Source organism: Vibrio sp. OPT24, assembly GCF_015163545.1.
Lineage (GTDB): Bacteria > Pseudomonadota > Gammaproteobacteria > Enterobacterales > Vibrionaceae > Vibrio > Vibrio cyclitrophicus.
Genome location: NZ_JADDYI010000053.1, coordinates 982,249 through 997,837, shown reverse-complemented (window position 1 = coordinate 997,837; position 15,589 = coordinate 982,249). Strand labels below are relative to the sequence as shown.

Below are 15,589 nucleotides of genomic sequence, written 5' to 3'. Positions count from 1 at the left end.
TGTGTTGTAGGCTTTGATTCTCTTCTCAAGTTAATTAATCGTATCTATTTTAGATGGGTTATATCTGTTACAAATGCTTTGCTATCTCATCATTTTCAACTTGCAACGCCGCAACCCAATAGGAGAAAAAAGCAGACATATGTTGATTGTTAAACTTTCTAATAGTGTTTTTGAGGTAAGAAATTAGGCTTAAATTACTCTGGTACATATCGTTATAACTAACAATTAACTCAGGGGGCTGACTCAATATGTCATTGTCATTAACTTCATTGTTAATGCAGAACTTGGTGTTTACTTCGTTTATTAATGAACGTTCAACTTTTATAAATCGATTTGCAGCTCTTGCAATGTTCCCATGTGCTTTCTGTTCAATTAGGTCAACACATGAGAAGTAGTGATCTTTCAATGTACATAGTATTTTTTCTATGCCTTTATAGTGAATTACCTCAAGGGGATCATTGTCCTTTTTAAACAACATATCATTACTCCTTTTTATCTCAGTAGTATTTATAATTTCAGTTGATTTATAATAATTAAAATAAGCCTTTTCTTTGATTCTGATTTCCAACCATCATTCGCTAATAACTAATTCTGACGCATGTTGTGTATTTGGTCTCGACATGATTCCATTTCATTTTTTACCACTTTTAATCTTCTTCTCCCTTCTATATCAGGGTTAGTTTCTAGCAGTGATTCAATGTCGGAAATGATCTTTGTCTCGACACCTTCTAGGTGCTTTAAATAGAGCTCTTGATTGTTTTTACCTTTTGTATCTTCCGCTTCAATACAGCGCTCTCTGGCATTTATCGTATAACTAGCGGGTATCTGTTCTTGATGTATTTTTGAGTAGTAAGTTAAAGATTGTAACTTTAACTCTGCACATTTCTTTACCGTGTAGATATCAAAAAGATTTTTTGCCATCTTTTCACTTCTTATGTTGGATATCGCTTTTTCGTAAATAATATTTCCACTTTTTATCAGGTTAACAATAGATAATATACTTTGGTTTCTCATGAATCCTCATTTGGTTCTAAGCTGTATTTGGTTATTGCATTTTTTATGCCAATTAATAACCCTATATTCAGATTGTTTCGTCTAAGGTTTTACTTTGCTTTTGTAAAAAATACATTAATAGATGTTTTCTAGTGAAATTATTACATTGATTAATGCCATTTATTAATGATATGGGAGCTTATCTTCAATTATTCTGGTACTTGTGAAAGTTGGCACGATGCTAGCATTGATTATTAAAGTAGCTAGAGATTAATAGTATTAATATTATTCTCTGGCTTATGATAATCAAATAAGGAGAAAACTTATGCCAAAGTCAAACGCTAAAAATTCAGAAGCCAAACAACAAATTGAAGAAACTTATGAAAAAGCTGAAGAGGCCGCAGTAGAAGTTATCGAAAATGTGAAAGAGGCGGTCCATGAAACTCTCGAGGCCAGCTCTGAAAGTGTGAAGAACACGTCTGAGAAAGCGGAAAACATCATTAAAGAGCGTCCATTATTGAGTGTTGGCTGTGCGTTTCTCGCTGGTTGGGCTGTCTCGAAGTTAATCAAATAGCCATATATCAACATCGCAATTGAGAGAGCACCGTTATGCAGGTAAATAGTCAAAATGATCCAGTAAACTCTGCCAATGATAAATCGAGCGATCGTAAGGTGGATGATCTTAAACGTTCTGCTTCTGAGTTAAATGGATTGTGGAAAGACTTAGCTATATTACAGACACATACCCAGCAATGGTCTCAATCGACCTTAGAGCTTTTCTTATTGGAGTTTCGCAATAGTGTTGATGCATTTAAAAAGCGTCTTGTGTTTCAGCTCCTCTTTGTTGCGTTGTTACCGCTGTTTCTTTTTAGTATCGCCGTCGGTGCTGGAGTAGTGATCTACTACTTCACTTTGAATCTGTTAGCGGGTTACGGCGCGTTTATATTCACACTCGGTTTGATTCTAATATGCTTGGTACTTCGTTCTAGTTACTTAAAGCAATTTATAGGTTTTGAATGTACGAAAGAGCAATTGAAGGAGGGGTTACATGTCAGCACTCAAGAATCGACAAAGACAGATTCAAATGAAAAGACTTGAGGGGAGAAGTAGAGCTCGTCAAGTTGCACTTTGTATGGGACTTATTCGTCACAAAGGAAAAGAGTTTGTTCACAAGCACCCCTTGTATGCTCTTGGCATCACAGGCCTTGGTGTTGTAATTTTGAATCGAACTCATCGTTTTAAATCGTCTGTTTTTGGTTATAAACAGCTATCGCTAATACTTAATTTACTTAAGTAACCATCATTTTTAATTCAAGTTAGTGTTGGCTGACGGTATCGAGTGCCTGATTCAAATTGACGAAGCCTCAAAAACAAGACCTCCTACTCATAGGAATAAAATGACATCAAAAAAATACAGTATTCTTAGACAACGAAGTGTGTTGCAAACTAGTTTTATGCTCCTTGCTGTTCTCATGATGTCTATTTTTACATTACATATCGCCAAGCCATTTTTGTTGCCAATCATCTTTGGTGCTTTTATTTCTTTGCTATGTAGCCCTCTAGTTAACTACCTTACTCGCTTCGGTATCCCTCGAGTCATTAACGTAATGGCTGTACTTATTGGTTTTATTGGCTTTGTTGTGATTAGTTTGAATATGTTGAGTGAGCCCGCTCAGCAATGGTGGTCAAAATTACCAATGTTGGTTGAGAATGTATCTAATGAAGTGAGTGAGGTTACTCAAAACAGTCGCTTAACTGACGCCACCGGGTTCTCCATGAGTAGTACTGTTACCAATGATGGGCTTACCAATAACACGGCTTTTTCCATTATAGAATCAGTGCTTACGACAACACCAACCATTGTTACTCAGTTGTTGGTTGCGTTTCTTATGGCGTATTTCATGATGAATTACGGTCGAAAAATTTATTCTCAAAGCTTATCTCTTTTTGAATGCTTTTCAGATAAGCGTAGAGCTGTTGAATTGGTTAAAGTTGTTCAAAAGGATTTGTCTCGTTACATAGGCGCCATCACCATCATTAATGTTTGCTTAGGACTCACTGTTGGCTTTGCTTTTTATATGATGGGATTGCAAGACCCTTTCCTTTGGGGCGCTTTTGCAGGCTTAATGAATTTTATCCCCTATCTTGGCCCGATGGTTTCAGTTACGTGCTTTGCTTTAGTCTCTTTTATACAGTTTGAGTCGTTTAGCTACGCATTGACGGTCGCTGCGATCTTCCTGGCGATTAATTTGATAGAAAGCCAATTGGTTACTCCTACATTACTGGGGAAAAGGTTTAGTCTCAATCCGCTGATTTTATTTGTATGGCTTGTATTTTGGGGTTGGCTATGGGGCTCTATGGGAATGTTAGTAGGGGTCCCATTACTTGTCTGTGTGAATGTATTTTTTGAACAGTTAAGACATCCAAGGTTGAATGCTCATAAAGGTCAGTAGAGCAGAAGTAAGCCTTGATAACCACTCAGCGTCACTTCTTTCACATAGTCTCCAATGTTGCCATTTGTATCGACCGGCCTCATGGGTTTTTTTAATGGAATATTGAGTTTAGGCGCTGAATAGAAGTCTGGATTTTTGCCGTAGAAATCGGTGCGGAAGAGTACGCGACCATGCTCAAACTCACGTGCGACCACCATTTCTTGTGGGCCGCCTTCCACTGCGTTTTCATCTGTTCGATAAGCGAAATAGGTATAGGTTGGTAACAGTCGAACCATACCGTTTGGCAGCGCTGGGTGCATGATGTGGTTGTTAGTTGAATCGCCAATTATGGTGTAGTCGTTGGGGGTAGGGTTTAAGGTCGATATCATCAAAGGAATCGGTTTCAAATGAGTAGGAATCTGGTTAGTTGGATTGCCGAGTTCTATCTTAAGTAACTCCGTTGGTTGGTAGGCGATATTTTTTGGTACACCACTTTTCCAATAATTATCTTTAGTTGTGTTACCACTTCCATACACATAACTGCCACTCCATTGATTAAAATAGCTATGTGTCGGTTGAGCGTTGAGGTAATAGATTACGAGGTTAGAATATTGATCTTGTTGCCAATTGTCCTGATTGTTACCTAGGAACTGAACTCGTCCAAAGCGAGTGGTGGCCTGAAATATAACGTTAGAGCCAGCATAGGCAAGTGCTGAGTTATCCCAAAACTTAGACAACCCGTTAAAGCCGCTAAAACCGGTAGAGGGGAATAAGTATTGCTCCCGAAAGTATAGGTCTCCAGCTTTAATCAAGTGTGCCTGCCCATTTCGACCATAAAGGTTTGCTGTTCCAATGTTGAGACCTATTGAGGGTCTATCTTGGTTAATCTGCAGACCATTCAGAAAAGCAGAGAATTGCTCTTTGTAGACATTGTCAGCCTCGACAGATCCTACGATAAACCCAAGCTCACAGACGGTTCCTCCGGAATAAACCTCAAATTGATTGCGGCCAATGAGTTTATTGGTATCGTCGTTGTAGGCCCCAGCCAGCCCTTGTTCCTCCCAGGTTTTGGAATAGTAATTTTGTAGAATCATTAACAGGTTTGGATTGGCCAAATTGGTCAGCGCCCATGATGAGTTTTGGTTCCACATTCGCCCGAATGGGATCACGCGAGATTCCCAACGAAAGCGAGCCGTGGCTGATTTGTTGTTCCTGTTTTCATATTCATAAGGGGATAAATAGTTGTCTTGATTGAGATCCGCCGATTGGTCAAAACCACGAACCTTTCGCCATTGCTTTGTTTCGTTGTGAGATCTTGAATTCGTATTTGTGATCTGAGATAGAAGGTCTTTGGCAGCGATTTTTTGGAAGCTGTCTTTCAATTGAACTCGATTCAAGCGAGGTCGGATATCACTTGAGTTGCCTTGCCAACGGATTCTGACAACGTATAAACGGCCGCCATCTCTCACCAATGTAGAACCAAAATATTGCCCACCACCGTAACTCTGGCCGCTGCTATCATGAGTTGTTGCTCTGACCCAATCAGAGGGCACTCGCCAGCTTACCGCTTGGCTTTGAGTCATATTGTGTGTGTGATCATTAGTTATTTCTAAGTGAGCCCATGCCGTAGATTGGCCTAGATCATTCATCGATATGGGGTATTCAATATGGAATTCTCCGCCTTGCGCAAAGCGCGAAAATTCGAATGTTAAGCTATCGAATTTCTCCGAATGGTAAATGTAGAGTGCGCCCCCTTTGTCGAAATGTTCAAATACATCTGCATTCCAAGGCGGCTGCTGATAAAGTGCATAACCCGCATGCTTTTCGTTTTCGGTATAGCCAATGATCATAGGCTTACGGTTTAATAGCGTATTGTCACCGTGTGTAGTATCGAGTTCAGCTAGAATGGTGTCTTCTGCAAAGTGTAGAAAAAAATCTTCGTAATCTATCCCGTTTTTCTCTGCCGTGTTTCTAATTTCGTTTTCCAACTCTCCTGAATTCAGCTCTAACTTTTGGTTGTACATATAGCCGATAGTTTTAACTTTTTCGTTATCACGTTTATTGCCGAAAGCGCCAAACACTAAGTCACTATTATCGATCTCCCAATCAACCACGTTGTCTGCTGATACAGCAGAGCCTTGCAGGTTAATCCCTTGTTCATGCTGGCCTGGTAATACGATCGCATAGCCAGCGTAGCTAGAGTTACATATGAAAATAGAGCAGAAGGTCGCTGTGGAGAGTAACAAAGCTTGGTGTTTTGTCATTGGCTTTCCCAATCATGGTGACGTTGGAGCTACATCTGTTCGAAAAAATTATCATGAGTTTATTTCTATCTAAGTGTAGCTAAATTACGAATTTTGATAGGGGGGAAGGGCATTATCATCATTAAACAATCATATAGAAGAAAAGCCACAGCGTTCGCTGTGGCTTTGTTTGCTCCGAGAGCAGTTAGCTATCGTCTTTGCTCAGTATTCAAATGTCGAATCAACTTGGCTGGCGTGCCTCCGTATAAGCAGTCTGGTGGCACATCACTATTGACCACAGAGTTCGCTGCGATAACAGAGCGAGCACCAATCGTCACGCCTTGGTTAATCACCGAGTTTCCGCCAATCCAGACATCATCTTCGACTGTAATAGGTAGACAAAACGTTTCCCACTTACGGCGACTGAGGTGATCCAATGAGTGAGAGGCTGTGTAAAATTGAGCACTTGGCCCCACCAATACATTGTTACCAATTCTGATATTGGCGCCGTCAAGCATGACAACATTCATGTTGATAAAGGTGTTGTCACCGATCTCAATGGTTTTACCAAACTCGCAATGAAAAGGAGGTCGGACAACGCTGCTGCCTACTTTCCCAAATAGATTAGCTTGAAGGCTTGGCTGCTGAGTATCGTCTGAACATTGATTGAAGTCTGACAGAGCCTTGCTCGCGTGAGTGCGCATGTGGTCTATCTCATGGTCTGCGCCATCAAAAATTTCACCGGATAGCATTTTTTGGAGTTCTGTTTTCATTGTTTGCATCTCACTAGTCAACATGGGTATTAGAATACGGAGATACAGACATAAAAAAAGAGAAAAGCCTAAGCCTTTCTCTTCCTGTTTTGTGCCTTTAAGCACTAATGCTAAGTGAGCCCAGCTATTCAGCAAAAGGCGCGCTTTGTTAAATTAGATTTGCTTAACGAAACCCATTAGGTGTTGTTTCACTTCGTCTGAAGCAAAAGCGCTCTCCACAGAGTATTTGTAGATCTCTGCGTAGTCTTCTTTTGTTAGACCGAAAGTTTCACACACACGCTTCACTTCGTTGGTCATAGTGGTGTTCGACACAGTGCGGTTATCTGTGTTGATAGTGACAACGATGCCGTCTTTCTTGAATTCAGCAATTGGGTGGTCGCTAAATTTGTGAATACATTTGGTTTGAACGTTACTTGTTGGGCAAGTTTCAAGCGCAACCTGCTTCTCTTTAACGATGTTGTATGCGTCTTCGTTTCCTTGGATGTGAACACCGTGGCCGATACGCTCAGCATCAAGCATTGTCACTGCATCGTAAACGTTTTGACCATGCCATTGCTCACCAGCGTGCACGGTAATACGGTACCCTTTATCAAGAGCGTATTGCGTGTATTCTGGGAATTCAGCACAGAAGCCTGGCTTTTCACCGCCAGCGATATCAAACGCCACTACACCTTTACCTAGGTAAGGGTGGCCTGCGTCGATTACGTCTTTGATAGAGTCTTTAGGGAACATACGAAGTACAGACATGATGTAGTTGCCCTTGATGTCGTATTTCTCTTCAGCACGCTTCATGCCTTTAACTGCACTAGCTATGATTGCATCGAGAGATAGACCTTTGTTTACGTGCAGAATCGGTGCAAAACGAACTTCTAGGTACTTAACGTTTTCTAGTGCAGCGTCTTCGTAAAGCTCAAAAGAGATACGTTCAATTGCTTCTTCAGTCTGCATTACTTGCAATGGTAGGCTGAAACAAGCTAGATACTCATCTAGGTTTTTGCAATCTTCTGGCACCGTTAGAGATTGAACAACCGCGTCGCGATCTTCAGGTAGTTCGATATTGTACTGTTTTGCTAGGTCAATAATCGTATCTGGGCGAACACTTCCGTCTAGGTGGCAGTGCAAATCAATCTTTGGTAGTGCTAGAAAATCCATGAGTAATCCTTAATTCTATTATTATTTGAGCGTGTTAACTCACATACACTAAATTTACCAAGACAATGATATGATTTAAAGTGACAAATAATCATCATTAACCTGAATTTAGGGAATATCATGGTAGATGTTAAAAGCTTACTTAAATGCGATATGAATTTGCTGCTTTGCTTACATGTTCTGATTGAAGAGCGCAGTGTGAGTAAAACGGCAGAGCGACTCTTTTTAAGTCAGTCTGCGGTAAGTAAACAGCTCACCAAGCTCAGAGCTTTGTTTGATGATCCTCTTTTTGAACGCGAGTCAAAAGGTCTGTTTCCAACCCCGAAAGCGACTTCTCTTGCGCCTAAGATTCATCAAATTCTTTTGCAAGTTGAGCAGCTAACTGTACCGGATATTTTCGAGCCAAAAGACAGTGAACGGACTTTTAATATCGATCTTGTCGAAACCGCTTATACCGCAATTTACCCTAAATTCATGCCTAACGCGCTGTCAGATGCGCCGAATATTACGGTAAACAGCACGACTTGGAGTAGCGAAACCTTTAAGCGCTTATTAAAGCGTGAGGTCGATTTTGGGATTGGGATTTTTGAGCTCGATGAAAGGGCGAGTACCCATATTCAAAATATCCCTGCCGAGCTAAACCATGTCGAATTGCTGCAAGATTACTCTGTATGTTTGATGCGAAATGATCATCCAGTGCTTCAAGAAGAGTGGAACCTGCAAGCCTTCCTTAAATATCGTCATATTCAGTTAGTGACCGGTGGTGTTGGCGACTGGCTGCTACTTGAAATTTTGCAAGCCAAACAGCTCCAAATCAATAAAGCCGCCAACGTGTCGGACATCACCAGCGCAGTAAAACTGTGTAAACAAAGCGATTTACTGATGTGTTATCCGTACAACTCGGTTCGTGACTATATTGAGAGTGGTGAGTTGGTGATGAAGCCGATTCCTATTGAGTTAGTTCCCGGTGGCTTGTTTCTGCTTTGGCACCGTTACTTTGACTCTGAACCAAGTCACAAATGGCTTCGAGACCTGATAGTCAATAAGACCCAAGATACCCAGATGTGAATCATTAACTCGAACACTCAAAGAAATGAAATATTTTTCGTTTTTATTCGTCTTTCTAGAATGGGCATCGTCTTAGTAGAGTGCTTAATCTGAGTTAATAGTGAGAAACCAAAATGAATCCAATGCTAACGTCATTGATTCCGCAACAAATTATTGAAGACGCGTGTGAGTGGGCAATCATGCACGGTGTCGCTTTTCGTCAGTCTGACAATACCGCGAGGCATTGTCCTTTCAGTATTGCGCCAATGACAATGGAGCGCGAGGTTTATGATCACTTGCGCCGAGTCACTCCGCTTATCACTAAGTTGATCAGTAACGTGTCGGAAGATCATGATTTTTTACAGTCATCATTGAGCGATATGGCTCAAGCCGATCCGTTCTTTGGTCACTTGATGGAGTTGCATCAACAAGCCCATGGCAGTGTGGATGAGCGCTTGAATCCTGCCCGTCAGCCACTGTTGTTGATGCGTACTGATTTTATGGACGATCGCCAACACGGTGCAAAAGTGATTGAGTTTAATGGTATTGCTGCAGGGATGGCTCCGTTTGGTCAACGTGCAACAGAATTTCACTCATTCATGCAAAACCAATGGCCAAACGTTTATAACCATTGGTTGGAAGAACCGTCAGCAACACCGGCTGAAAACCAAGGCTTAACCCAGTTGGCTTATGGTATCGCTAGTGCTGCAAAGCAAGTTAAAGCGGAATTCAATGAACAAGGCAAACCGATTTCCTTGATGGTGGTACAGAAGAACGAAGACAATGTTTATGACCAACACCTACTTGAAGTTGAGTTACAAAAACAGGGTGTTCGCACGGTTCGCCGTACCTTCGATCAATTGAGCTCTCAGCTCTCAACGGGCGATAACCAACGTCTGCTTTTGCAAGATGTTGGTGCAGTCGATGTTGTGTACCTAAGAGCGGGTTATCAGTATTCAGACTACTGGGCGCCTGAGCTTAATGAATCCGTTTGTTGCGACACGCTAAGTCAGACGCGTTTGTTCATCGAACAACACCATGTCGCTGTGAATGCTACCTTCAGCCAACAGCTAGCAACCAGTAAAACCATGCAGATGCTCCTAACCATGATGCCTGTATCAGAATACGCTCGTTGGGGGTTAACGCTAGAAGAAGCTAAATTGGTGAAAAGTGTTTTAGCAGATATGAAACCAATCACCAGCGAGTCGATTGAATGGTTTAACACACAAGCTGATAAGCAAGAATGGGTGCTGAAAAACCAAGGTGAGGGCGGCGGCCATTGTGTGTTCGGTGACGATATCAGCGAGCAACTTAGTCGACTTAAGCCAGAAGAGTACGACGCGTGGACACTCATGCAGCGCTTGTACCCACATGAGCGAGATATGCCAACTATTGCGGTGAGAGACACTCAACAAACACTCGTGACAGACCTAGTCAGCGAAGTCGGTCTATTTACCGCTTACTACCAAGGTAGGCCAGTGACCGAACTTGACGGCTACGCGGGCTATTTAATCCGCAGTAAGCCAGCCAGCGAAAATGAAGGCGGGATCCACAGTGGAAAAGGCATTTTAGATTCTTTAACACTGATTGAATCCTAATTTGACTAAGCAATAATCTAGTGGTTTTGATAATTGAAATCCCGCATCTACTAATTGGATACGGGATTTTTTGTTTTACAGGACAACAAAAAGATCTCATTGACATGGGTAGAATGTTCGCTCTACCATATGGGTAGAGCAGTTATTCTACCTATCCCTGTTACTTACTACGATTGGTATTCAGTATTAAGAGAGCACTATGTTAAGAGAACAGATTGCAGCAAGTCTTGAAGTGGCGTTTAGCCAACAAGGTTTTGCTGAGCCGAGTGTGGCTCAACTAAAAACGGCGTGTAATGTCAGCCTACGTACGCTCTATAAACATTTTCCATCGAAAGAGGCGATGATAGTGGGCGCCTTAGAGCACCGTCATCACCGTTACCTAAATTTTCTATTAGAAAATGTACCTGCAGGTGGCCTTGAGTCGATGCTTGATATCTTCAACAAGTTACAACAGTGGATGGAAGAGTATGCGCCGCACGGTTGTATGTCGATGAATGCGATGGCGGCTTTTCCTGACAACGAGATAATTAACCAAGCTGTTACTGAACATAAACGAGAAGTAAAAACACTTCTGGGTATGCAGAGTCAACGAGATGATCTTGCTTCAGAGCTTTTTCTACTTCATGAAGGTGTATCAAGCGCGTGGCCAGTATTAGGCGAAGAAGCCGTTACATCAGCACAGAATATGGTGACAAAATTACTCAAGGAAACACGATGAAATTCGAATTACCAAAAACAATGAAAGGCGTAGAGATGTTAGGACACGGCGGAGCAGAAATGCTTGGTTACCGTGAAGATATCGCTGTTCCTGAAATAGAACCTAATGAAGTGTTGATCAAAGTGATGTCTGCGGGCGTGAACAATACGGATATCAACACTCGAATCGGCTGGTACTCAAAAAGTGATGACTCAGACGACGCAAGTTGGTCGGGTGAAGCGTTGCAGTTCCCTCGCATCCAAGGTGCTGATGTATGTGGTTTCATCGTGGCGGTCGGCAATGAAGTCTCTGCTGATCGCATTGGAGAGCGTGTTCTTATCGAACCTTGTTTGACTGAAGTGTACGGACGAGATTTACCACAACCATGGTATTTCGGTTCGGAATGCGATGGTGGTTTTGCTGAATACACCAAAGTGGCGGCGAAACACGCTTATGCGGTGAACAGCACCATGTCGGATGTTGAGCTAGCGTCTTTCCCGTGCTCTTACTCGACCGCAGAAAATATGCTAACCCGTGCCAACGTAATCGAAGGTGATCGCGTGCTTATTTCTGGCGCATCGGGTGGTGTGGGCTCGGCTGCTATTCAACTAGCCAAAGCTCGTGGCGCTTATGTTATTGCCATTACTAGCCCAAGTAAAAACCAACAGTTACTTGAATTGGGTGCTGATGAAGTGGTTGCTCGTGATGCTGATCTGGTTAAAGCGTTAGGCGCAAACAGCGTCAATGTGGTTATCGACTTGGTTGCCGGTGACAAGTGGCCTCAGTTCCTTGAAGTACTGAAACCCCATGGCCGTTATGCCGTATCTGGCGCAATTGGTGGCGCTATGGTCGAGCTCGATGTACGAACTTTGTATTTGAAAGATTTAAGCTTCTTCGGTTGTACTGTGCTGGAGCCTGAAGTGTTTCAAAACTTAGTTAATCGAATTGAACAACAACAGATTAGCGCGATAGTTGCGGAGTCGTATTCCCTTGTTGATATTCATACAGCACAAGAGGAATTCTTGAAAAAAAAGCACGTCGGCAAGATTGTTCTGGAAGTGGCTCAACGCTAACGTTATAGAGATTCACGGTTCAAATATAGGCAAGAACGAGTACATGTTACCTGCTCGTTCTTTTCGTTTGGGAGAAGGTGAAATAGAGGTGGGTCTGGTTTTAAGGCTTGTGAGTATCTGATCTTATACAGCTAAAAAATAAGTGATTGATTTATCACTGTGTGGTTTATGAGTTATCTGTGCAATAATCACTGCTGTTATATATCCCGATCTGTTTTATATCCATCTAGGAGCCGTATTGATGTTTAAAAGGGTATTGCAGGCACTATTTTCCCCTTTTGTTTCTAATCAAAGTAAGCAAAATGATTCATCAAAGAGTGTCTCTCAACAAAGCGTTTCTTCTGATTCCGTTCTTGAGCAAAGCACTGCACCATCTCATTCTTCTATTTTTGTTCCGTCCTCATCGGCTCATGAACCATCACTCATTGTTGATAAAGCAATAAGCTTGCACGATGCTGAGTTTCTTGATTACTTATTTGGAGAGTCTCGCCTGCGAACGGAGTCAGATCCGTTTAGTGACTTTGTTGCTTGTCAGATCGAACGTTTGATTCGCTCTCCAAAAGCCTTGCTTAATGAATTGCCAGTGATGCCAGCCTCTGTGACCACATTAATGGCAGAATTACAGAGTGACGAATTTGATGTAGATGCTCTGTTGAAAGTAATTGAGCGAGAGCCGAGTATGGCTGCCGATGTAATTAAACTGGCTAACAGTGCTTTCTACAAACGCAGTGAAAAACAGGTAACCGACCTAAAAACAGCATTCCTAAATATGGGTTCTCAAGGACTTGTTGAAGGGGTTGTGAATAGCTACATGAAGAACTTCACGCCGGGCAACAATATTTACTGGCGTCATTTCGGTGAGAAAATTTGGAATCACAGCGTTCAAACCGCGTCTTTTTCTAAGGAGTTGATGAAAGATTCTTCATCTCAAGAAGATCAAGCGGCGGCGTACTTTGTTGGGTTGATTCGCAACTTAGGCAAGATGATCATTTTCCAAATGATGGTTGAAGCCTTCAAGCATGTAGATCCTTCTGTTCCGCCTAACTCGTTAGCGTTGAAGCGCCTGATGAACAGCTACTCTATTCGTCTGACTTATACCATAGCTAAGTTCTGGGAGTTGCCAGAATCTGTGCTGACGGTGATTGGTTACCAAGAGTCGAGCCGATATGAATGCACGCCACTTGGTCAAGCTGTGTTTGAAGCTAACTACTTGAGTGAGTTGTTTTATTTACTAGAAGAACAAACGATTGAAGTCGAGCAGTTTAAGCGCAGATGCAAAGAGACCCTAACTTTGCCTGCGGCATACAACGTGGCCAACCGTATCTATAAAGAGTCTGAATTGGCGCTGGTGGGATAATAACGACTGGCGTTGGCTAGATTGGTTCTTGAGGTTGCCATAAAGCGGTATTTTCTAAATGGTCTAACTAAGCAGTAAAGCAGTGAGACCATTTCTGTATCTAGCTTCGATTAAGGGATCTCAGTCAGTTCTTGCTTCAATTTATCGGTTTTACGCAGTTCTTTTTCGATCTTACCCTCATATTTTCGAATCTTATCCGCTCTATCGTCTTGTTTTGCTTCTTCTAAGTCGGCTTGGTATTCAGCTAAATCTTGTTCATTGGATTCAATCTTCTCACGCAGATCATCCTTCAAACCTTCATTGGTGCAGTTCTCTTTCGCCGCTTTCAACGCTGTGGTTAATCGCTCCACTTTGTACTGATTGTCGTACTGCTCAGCCTTCTTTATTTGATATTCGATCTCACAGAATTTCTTTTCACAGCCTATAAGCGCATCGCATTGGGTACTCGCCATGCTGTTAAAAGAGAGCGCGCAAAGAAACAATAATGGGCCTTTTAAGTGTCGAGTCATGGTTTACCTTCTCACTGGTTTATTTAGCTTGAGCTTATTTTGTTTTTACTGTTCTCAAGCTTACCTTGGTTGAGACTAATTTAGCCTAGCCTCATGTCTATATTACTTTAGCACCTGATAATGACGCTATTGGCAGCTGAATGTTAAAGATAAGTCTTTGTGCCCAATGATTTCTTTCAGGTCTTACTCAGAAGTGGCTAATCCACAATTGGTCGAGTTCGCACCAACCGAATCCATTTACTTGCGCGCCGTGTATCTTTTCAGAAACCTCTAAGTTGAACGCCTCTTGCTTGAGCTCAACCACAACCCCAGAGTCATTCAACCAATGCTTGAGTTCCAACAGTGCATTCATCGCTAACTCAAAGTTGGGCTGGTTTGTTATTGAGGTTAAGCCTTGTTCGATTCTGTCTATCATCTCAGTAGGCAGTGCTAAGTCCTCAAAGGGAAAGCGAGTGAAAAAGCTTAACCACGAAGTGAAGGTGTCGTTCTCATCAATAATGCTGCATAGCGCGACATCTTTGGTAGTTAGGTAGTTAGTTAGGTAGTGTCCATATTTCACGTTGGTTTTGCTGTCGCCGGATACTGACAATTGCTCGAAAAGGGTTTGGCATTCAGAGGTGTCTTCAACAGTGAATTCACGAACGGTTTTCGACAACATCGGGCTTTGAATCTTGAAGAAGGTTGAGCCGAAATCCGGTTGGGAAGAATGGTCATCGCCACACACAGTGACCGTCTTTTCGGGCAGTTTTACGCACACCTGATTTTGAGCGCAAGCTTTGCTCTGTGCCCATTCCGGATAGACCCACAACTCGACTCGATTGAGAATCGGAGTGCTGTGTGAATACGTGCTATTACGGCTTAATCTCAACATCTTGCTTGAGAATATGTCTAGTGAGAACGCGCCAGATCCAATCAGCCTATCAGTCGGTGATGAGTGATCAAATACGGAGGCTTCAACTCTGGCAAGTAAGCGCGGTAAATGCCAATCCGGTTGATTCAACTTCACGACAACCACATTACCAGCCGAAGCAGAAACCTCATCAATATGCTGATAGCAGCGACGCCATATTTTGCTTTGAATTAGCGAGTTAAGATTGCGTGCTATGTCTTGAGGTTCGAGTGTTCTGCCGTTATGGAACTGAACGCCATTGCGAATTTGAAAGTGCCATTGCGTAGCGTCTTGATTAGGTTGCCAATGATACGCCAAATCGCCGCTGAGTTTGCCGTGTTGAACGGTGGTTAGGCGCTGGCAAACTTGCATCACTAAGAAACGTTCGGTGCGTCTAAGCACTCGTTGAGGATGAAGTGCTTCGAGTTCTCGGTGAAAGGGAATGTACGCGACGTTCTGCGCAGATTGATTAGCGCTGTTTAGAAAGGCTTGCAGTTCTGCGCCTGCATTGCGGCCGTTGAAGCTTAAGGTGCTAAACACTTGTTCTATGTTGCCCGTATCGGCTTGGGTTTGTGCGTATTGGTAACACGCCTCAATGGGCTCAACCAGACACATCAGTTGTGCTTTCTTGCTTCGGCCTGAGCTTGCTTGCCACTCAATCCAACCTTGTGCTGTCATTACTTTGAGTAAGGTTTGAACGTGACGTTCACTTACATGCAGCAGCGTGGCCAGTTGGTTGATCTGACAGTGTGATACTCCTGGCCCAAAAGCCTGAAATATCTTTTCATACAGTTCAAGCTTGCGCTTAAGGTTGCCCAATTTGCTT

At 42.5% G+C, this 15,589-nt stretch carries 16 protein-coding genes; 9 read left to right on the top strand and 7 right to left on the bottom strand.

Annotated elements, in window-relative coordinates; genetic code table 11:
* Nucleotides 1-67: 67 nt before the first annotated feature.
* Nucleotides 68-478, bottom strand: coding sequence for a hypothetical protein (locus IQO02_RS18090; RefSeq protein ID WP_016784380.1), 411 nt, complete (start codon nucleotides 476-478; stop codon nucleotides 68-70).
* Between the two features lie 107 nt (nucleotides 479-585).
* A complete protein-coding gene (locus tag IQO02_RS18085; RefSeq protein ID WP_016784379.1) occupies nucleotides 586-1,014 on the bottom strand; it encodes a DUF2383 domain-containing protein in 429 nt (142 codons plus the stop codon).
* A 304-nt stretch (nucleotides 1,015-1,318) separates the two neighbouring features.
* Between IQO02_RS18085 and IQO02_RS18080 the strand changes: the two genes are divergently transcribed.
* From IQO02_RS18080 to IQO02_RS18070, 4 genes are all read left to right on the top strand, one after another.
* A complete protein-coding gene (locus tag IQO02_RS18080) occupies nucleotides 1,319-1,567 on the top strand; it encodes a hypothetical protein (RefSeq protein WP_010431939.1) in 249 nt (82 codons plus the stop codon).
* Nucleotides 1,568-1,602: 35 nt separating this feature from the next.
* A complete protein-coding gene (locus IQO02_RS18075; protein WP_010431936.1) occupies nucleotides 1,603-2,091 on the top strand; it encodes a hypothetical protein in 489 nt (162 codons plus the stop codon).
* On the top strand, nucleotides 2,078-2,290 hold the full coding sequence (locus IQO02_RS22265) for a hypothetical protein (protein WP_010431934.1): 213 nt from the start codon (nucleotides 2,078-2,080) through the stop codon (nucleotides 2,288-2,290). The genes IQO02_RS18075 and IQO02_RS22265 overlap by 14 nt, the downstream gene beginning before the upstream one ends.
* A 100-nt stretch (nucleotides 2,291-2,390) precedes the next feature.
* Nucleotides 2,391-3,446 carry an AI-2E family transporter gene (locus IQO02_RS18070; RefSeq protein ID WP_010431932.1) on the top strand — a complete coding sequence of 352 codons (1,056 nt, stop codon included), beginning with the start codon at nucleotides 2,391-2,393 and terminating at the stop codon, nucleotides 3,444-3,446.
* Here IQO02_RS18070 and IQO02_RS18065 read toward each other — a convergent pair.
* The 3 genes from IQO02_RS18065 to add all read right to left on the bottom strand — a co-directional run bounded on the left by IQO02_RS18065 (nucleotide 3,440) and on the right by add (nucleotide 7,593).
* Nucleotides 3,440-5,689: a hypothetical protein gene (locus IQO02_RS18065; protein WP_010431929.1), complete on the bottom strand. Its 2,250-nt coding sequence runs from the start codon at nucleotides 5,687-5,689 to the stop codon at nucleotides 3,440-3,442. The two genes, IQO02_RS18070 and IQO02_RS18065, sit on opposite strands and share 7 nt — an antisense overlap.
* Before the next feature lie 188 nt (nucleotides 5,690-5,877).
* Nucleotides 5,878-6,441 carry a sugar O-acetyltransferase gene (locus tag IQO02_RS18060; RefSeq protein WP_010431927.1) on the bottom strand — a complete coding sequence of 188 codons (564 nt, stop codon included), beginning with the start codon at nucleotides 6,439-6,441 and terminating at the stop codon, nucleotides 5,878-5,880.
* Nucleotides 6,442-6,594: 153 nt separating this feature from the next.
* Nucleotides 6,595-7,593 (bottom strand): adenosine deaminase, encoded by a 999-nt coding sequence (gene add / locus IQO02_RS18055; protein WP_010431924.1) that lies wholly within the window; start codon nucleotides 7,591-7,593, stop codon nucleotides 6,595-6,597.
* A 120-nt stretch (nucleotides 7,594-7,713) separates the two neighbouring features.
* Here add and IQO02_RS18050 point away from each other — a divergent pair, with 120 nt between their 5' ends.
* The 5 genes from IQO02_RS18050 (at nucleotide 7,714) to IQO02_RS18030 (ending at nucleotide 13,365) form a co-directional block, all read left to right on the top strand.
* Complete coding sequence (locus tag IQO02_RS18050; protein ID WP_010431921.1) at nucleotides 7,714-8,661, top strand: LysR substrate-binding domain-containing protein; 948 nt, start codon at nucleotides 7,714-7,716, stop codon at nucleotides 8,659-8,661.
* 122 nt (nucleotides 8,662-8,783) lie between these two features.
* Nucleotides 8,784-10,238, top strand: a complete 1,455-nt coding sequence (locus IQO02_RS18045; protein WP_016789960.1) for a glutathione synthase — start codon at nucleotides 8,784-8,786, stop codon at nucleotides 10,236-10,238.
* Between the two features lie 199 nt (nucleotides 10,239-10,437).
* Nucleotides 10,438-10,956, top strand: coding sequence for a TetR/AcrR family transcriptional regulator (locus tag IQO02_RS18040; RefSeq protein ID WP_102282465.1), 519 nt, complete (start codon nucleotides 10,438-10,440; stop codon nucleotides 10,954-10,956).
* Complete coding sequence (locus IQO02_RS18035) at nucleotides 10,953-12,008, top strand: alcohol dehydrogenase family protein (RefSeq protein WP_010431911.1); 1,056 nt, start codon at nucleotides 10,953-10,955, stop codon at nucleotides 12,006-12,008. Before IQO02_RS18040 ends, IQO02_RS18035 begins: the two co-directional genes overlap by 4 nt.
* 241 nt (nucleotides 12,009-12,249) lie before the next feature.
* The gene (locus IQO02_RS18030) at nucleotides 12,250-13,365 is read left to right on the top strand and encodes an HDOD domain-containing protein (protein WP_016784375.1); all 1,116 of its coding nucleotides are present in this window, start codon (nucleotides 12,250-12,252) and stop codon (nucleotides 13,363-13,365) included.
* A gap of 110 nt (nucleotides 13,366-13,475) precedes the next feature.
* On the opposite strand, the gene IQO02_RS18025 is transcribed toward IQO02_RS18030, so the two are convergent.
* Together IQO02_RS18025 and IQO02_RS18020 are read right to left on the bottom strand one after the other, a co-directional pair.
* Nucleotides 13,476-13,874: a DUF1090 domain-containing protein gene (locus IQO02_RS18025; RefSeq protein ID WP_016784374.1), complete on the bottom strand. Its 399-nt coding sequence runs from the start codon at nucleotides 13,872-13,874 to the stop codon at nucleotides 13,476-13,478.
* Between the two features lie 187 nt (nucleotides 13,875-14,061).
* Nucleotides 14,062-15,582 carry an SgrR family transcriptional regulator gene (locus IQO02_RS18020; RefSeq protein WP_010431881.1) on the bottom strand — a complete coding sequence of 507 codons (1,521 nt, stop codon included), beginning with the start codon at nucleotides 15,580-15,582 and terminating at the stop codon, nucleotides 14,062-14,064.
* Nucleotides 15,583-15,589 lie beyond the last annotated feature (7 nt).

Excerpts from the sequence above, each read along its gene's own strand:
- IQO02_RS18090 (WP_016784380.1), bottom strand. The coding sequence starts at position 478 with ATGTTGTTTAAAAAGGACAATGATCCCCTTGAGGTAATTCACTATAAA.
- IQO02_RS18045 (WP_016789960.1), top strand. The coding sequence starts at position 8,784 with ATGCTAACGTCATTGATTCCGCAACAAATTATTGAAGACGCGTGTGAG.
- add (WP_010431924.1), bottom strand. The coding sequence starts at position 7,593 with ATGGATTTTCTAGCACTACCAAAGATTGATTTGCACTGCCACCTAGAC.
- IQO02_RS18085 (WP_016784379.1), bottom strand. The coding sequence starts at position 1,014 with ATGAGAAACCAAAGTATATTATCTATTGTTAACCTGATAAAAAGTGGA.
- IQO02_RS18050 (WP_010431921.1), top strand. The coding sequence starts at position 7,714 with ATGGTAGATGTTAAAAGCTTACTTAAATGCGATATGAATTTGCTGCTT.
- IQO02_RS18065 (WP_010431929.1), bottom strand. The coding sequence starts at position 5,689 with ATGACAAAACACCAAGCTTTGTTACTCTCCACAGCGACCTTCTGCTCT.
- IQO02_RS18035 (WP_010431911.1), top strand. The coding sequence starts at position 10,953 with ATGAAATTCGAATTACCAAAAACAATGAAAGGCGTAGAGATGTTAGGA.
- IQO02_RS18040 (WP_102282465.1), top strand. The coding sequence starts at position 10,438 with ATGTTAAGAGAACAGATTGCAGCAAGTCTTGAAGTGGCGTTTAGCCAA.
- IQO02_RS18030 (WP_016784375.1), top strand. The coding sequence starts at position 12,250 with ATGTTTAAAAGGGTATTGCAGGCACTATTTTCCCCTTTTGTTTCTAAT.
- IQO02_RS18075 (WP_010431936.1), top strand. The coding sequence starts at position 1,603 with ATGCAGGTAAATAGTCAAAATGATCCAGTAAACTCTGCCAATGATAAA.
- IQO02_RS18025 (WP_016784374.1), bottom strand. The coding sequence starts at position 13,874 with ATGACTCGACACTTAAAAGGCCCATTATTGTTTCTTTGCGCGCTCTCT.
- IQO02_RS18070 (WP_010431932.1), top strand. The coding sequence starts at position 2,391 with ATGACATCAAAAAAATACAGTATTCTTAGACAACGAAGTGTGTTGCAA.
- IQO02_RS22265 (WP_010431934.1), top strand. The coding sequence starts at position 2,078 with ATGAAAAGACTTGAGGGGAGAAGTAGAGCTCGTCAAGTTGCACTTTGT.
- IQO02_RS18080 (WP_010431939.1), top strand. The coding sequence starts at position 1,319 with ATGCCAAAGTCAAACGCTAAAAATTCAGAAGCCAAACAACAAATTGAA.
- IQO02_RS18060 (WP_010431927.1), bottom strand. The coding sequence starts at position 6,441 with ATGAAAACAGAACTCCAAAAAATGCTATCCGGTGAAATTTTTGATGGC.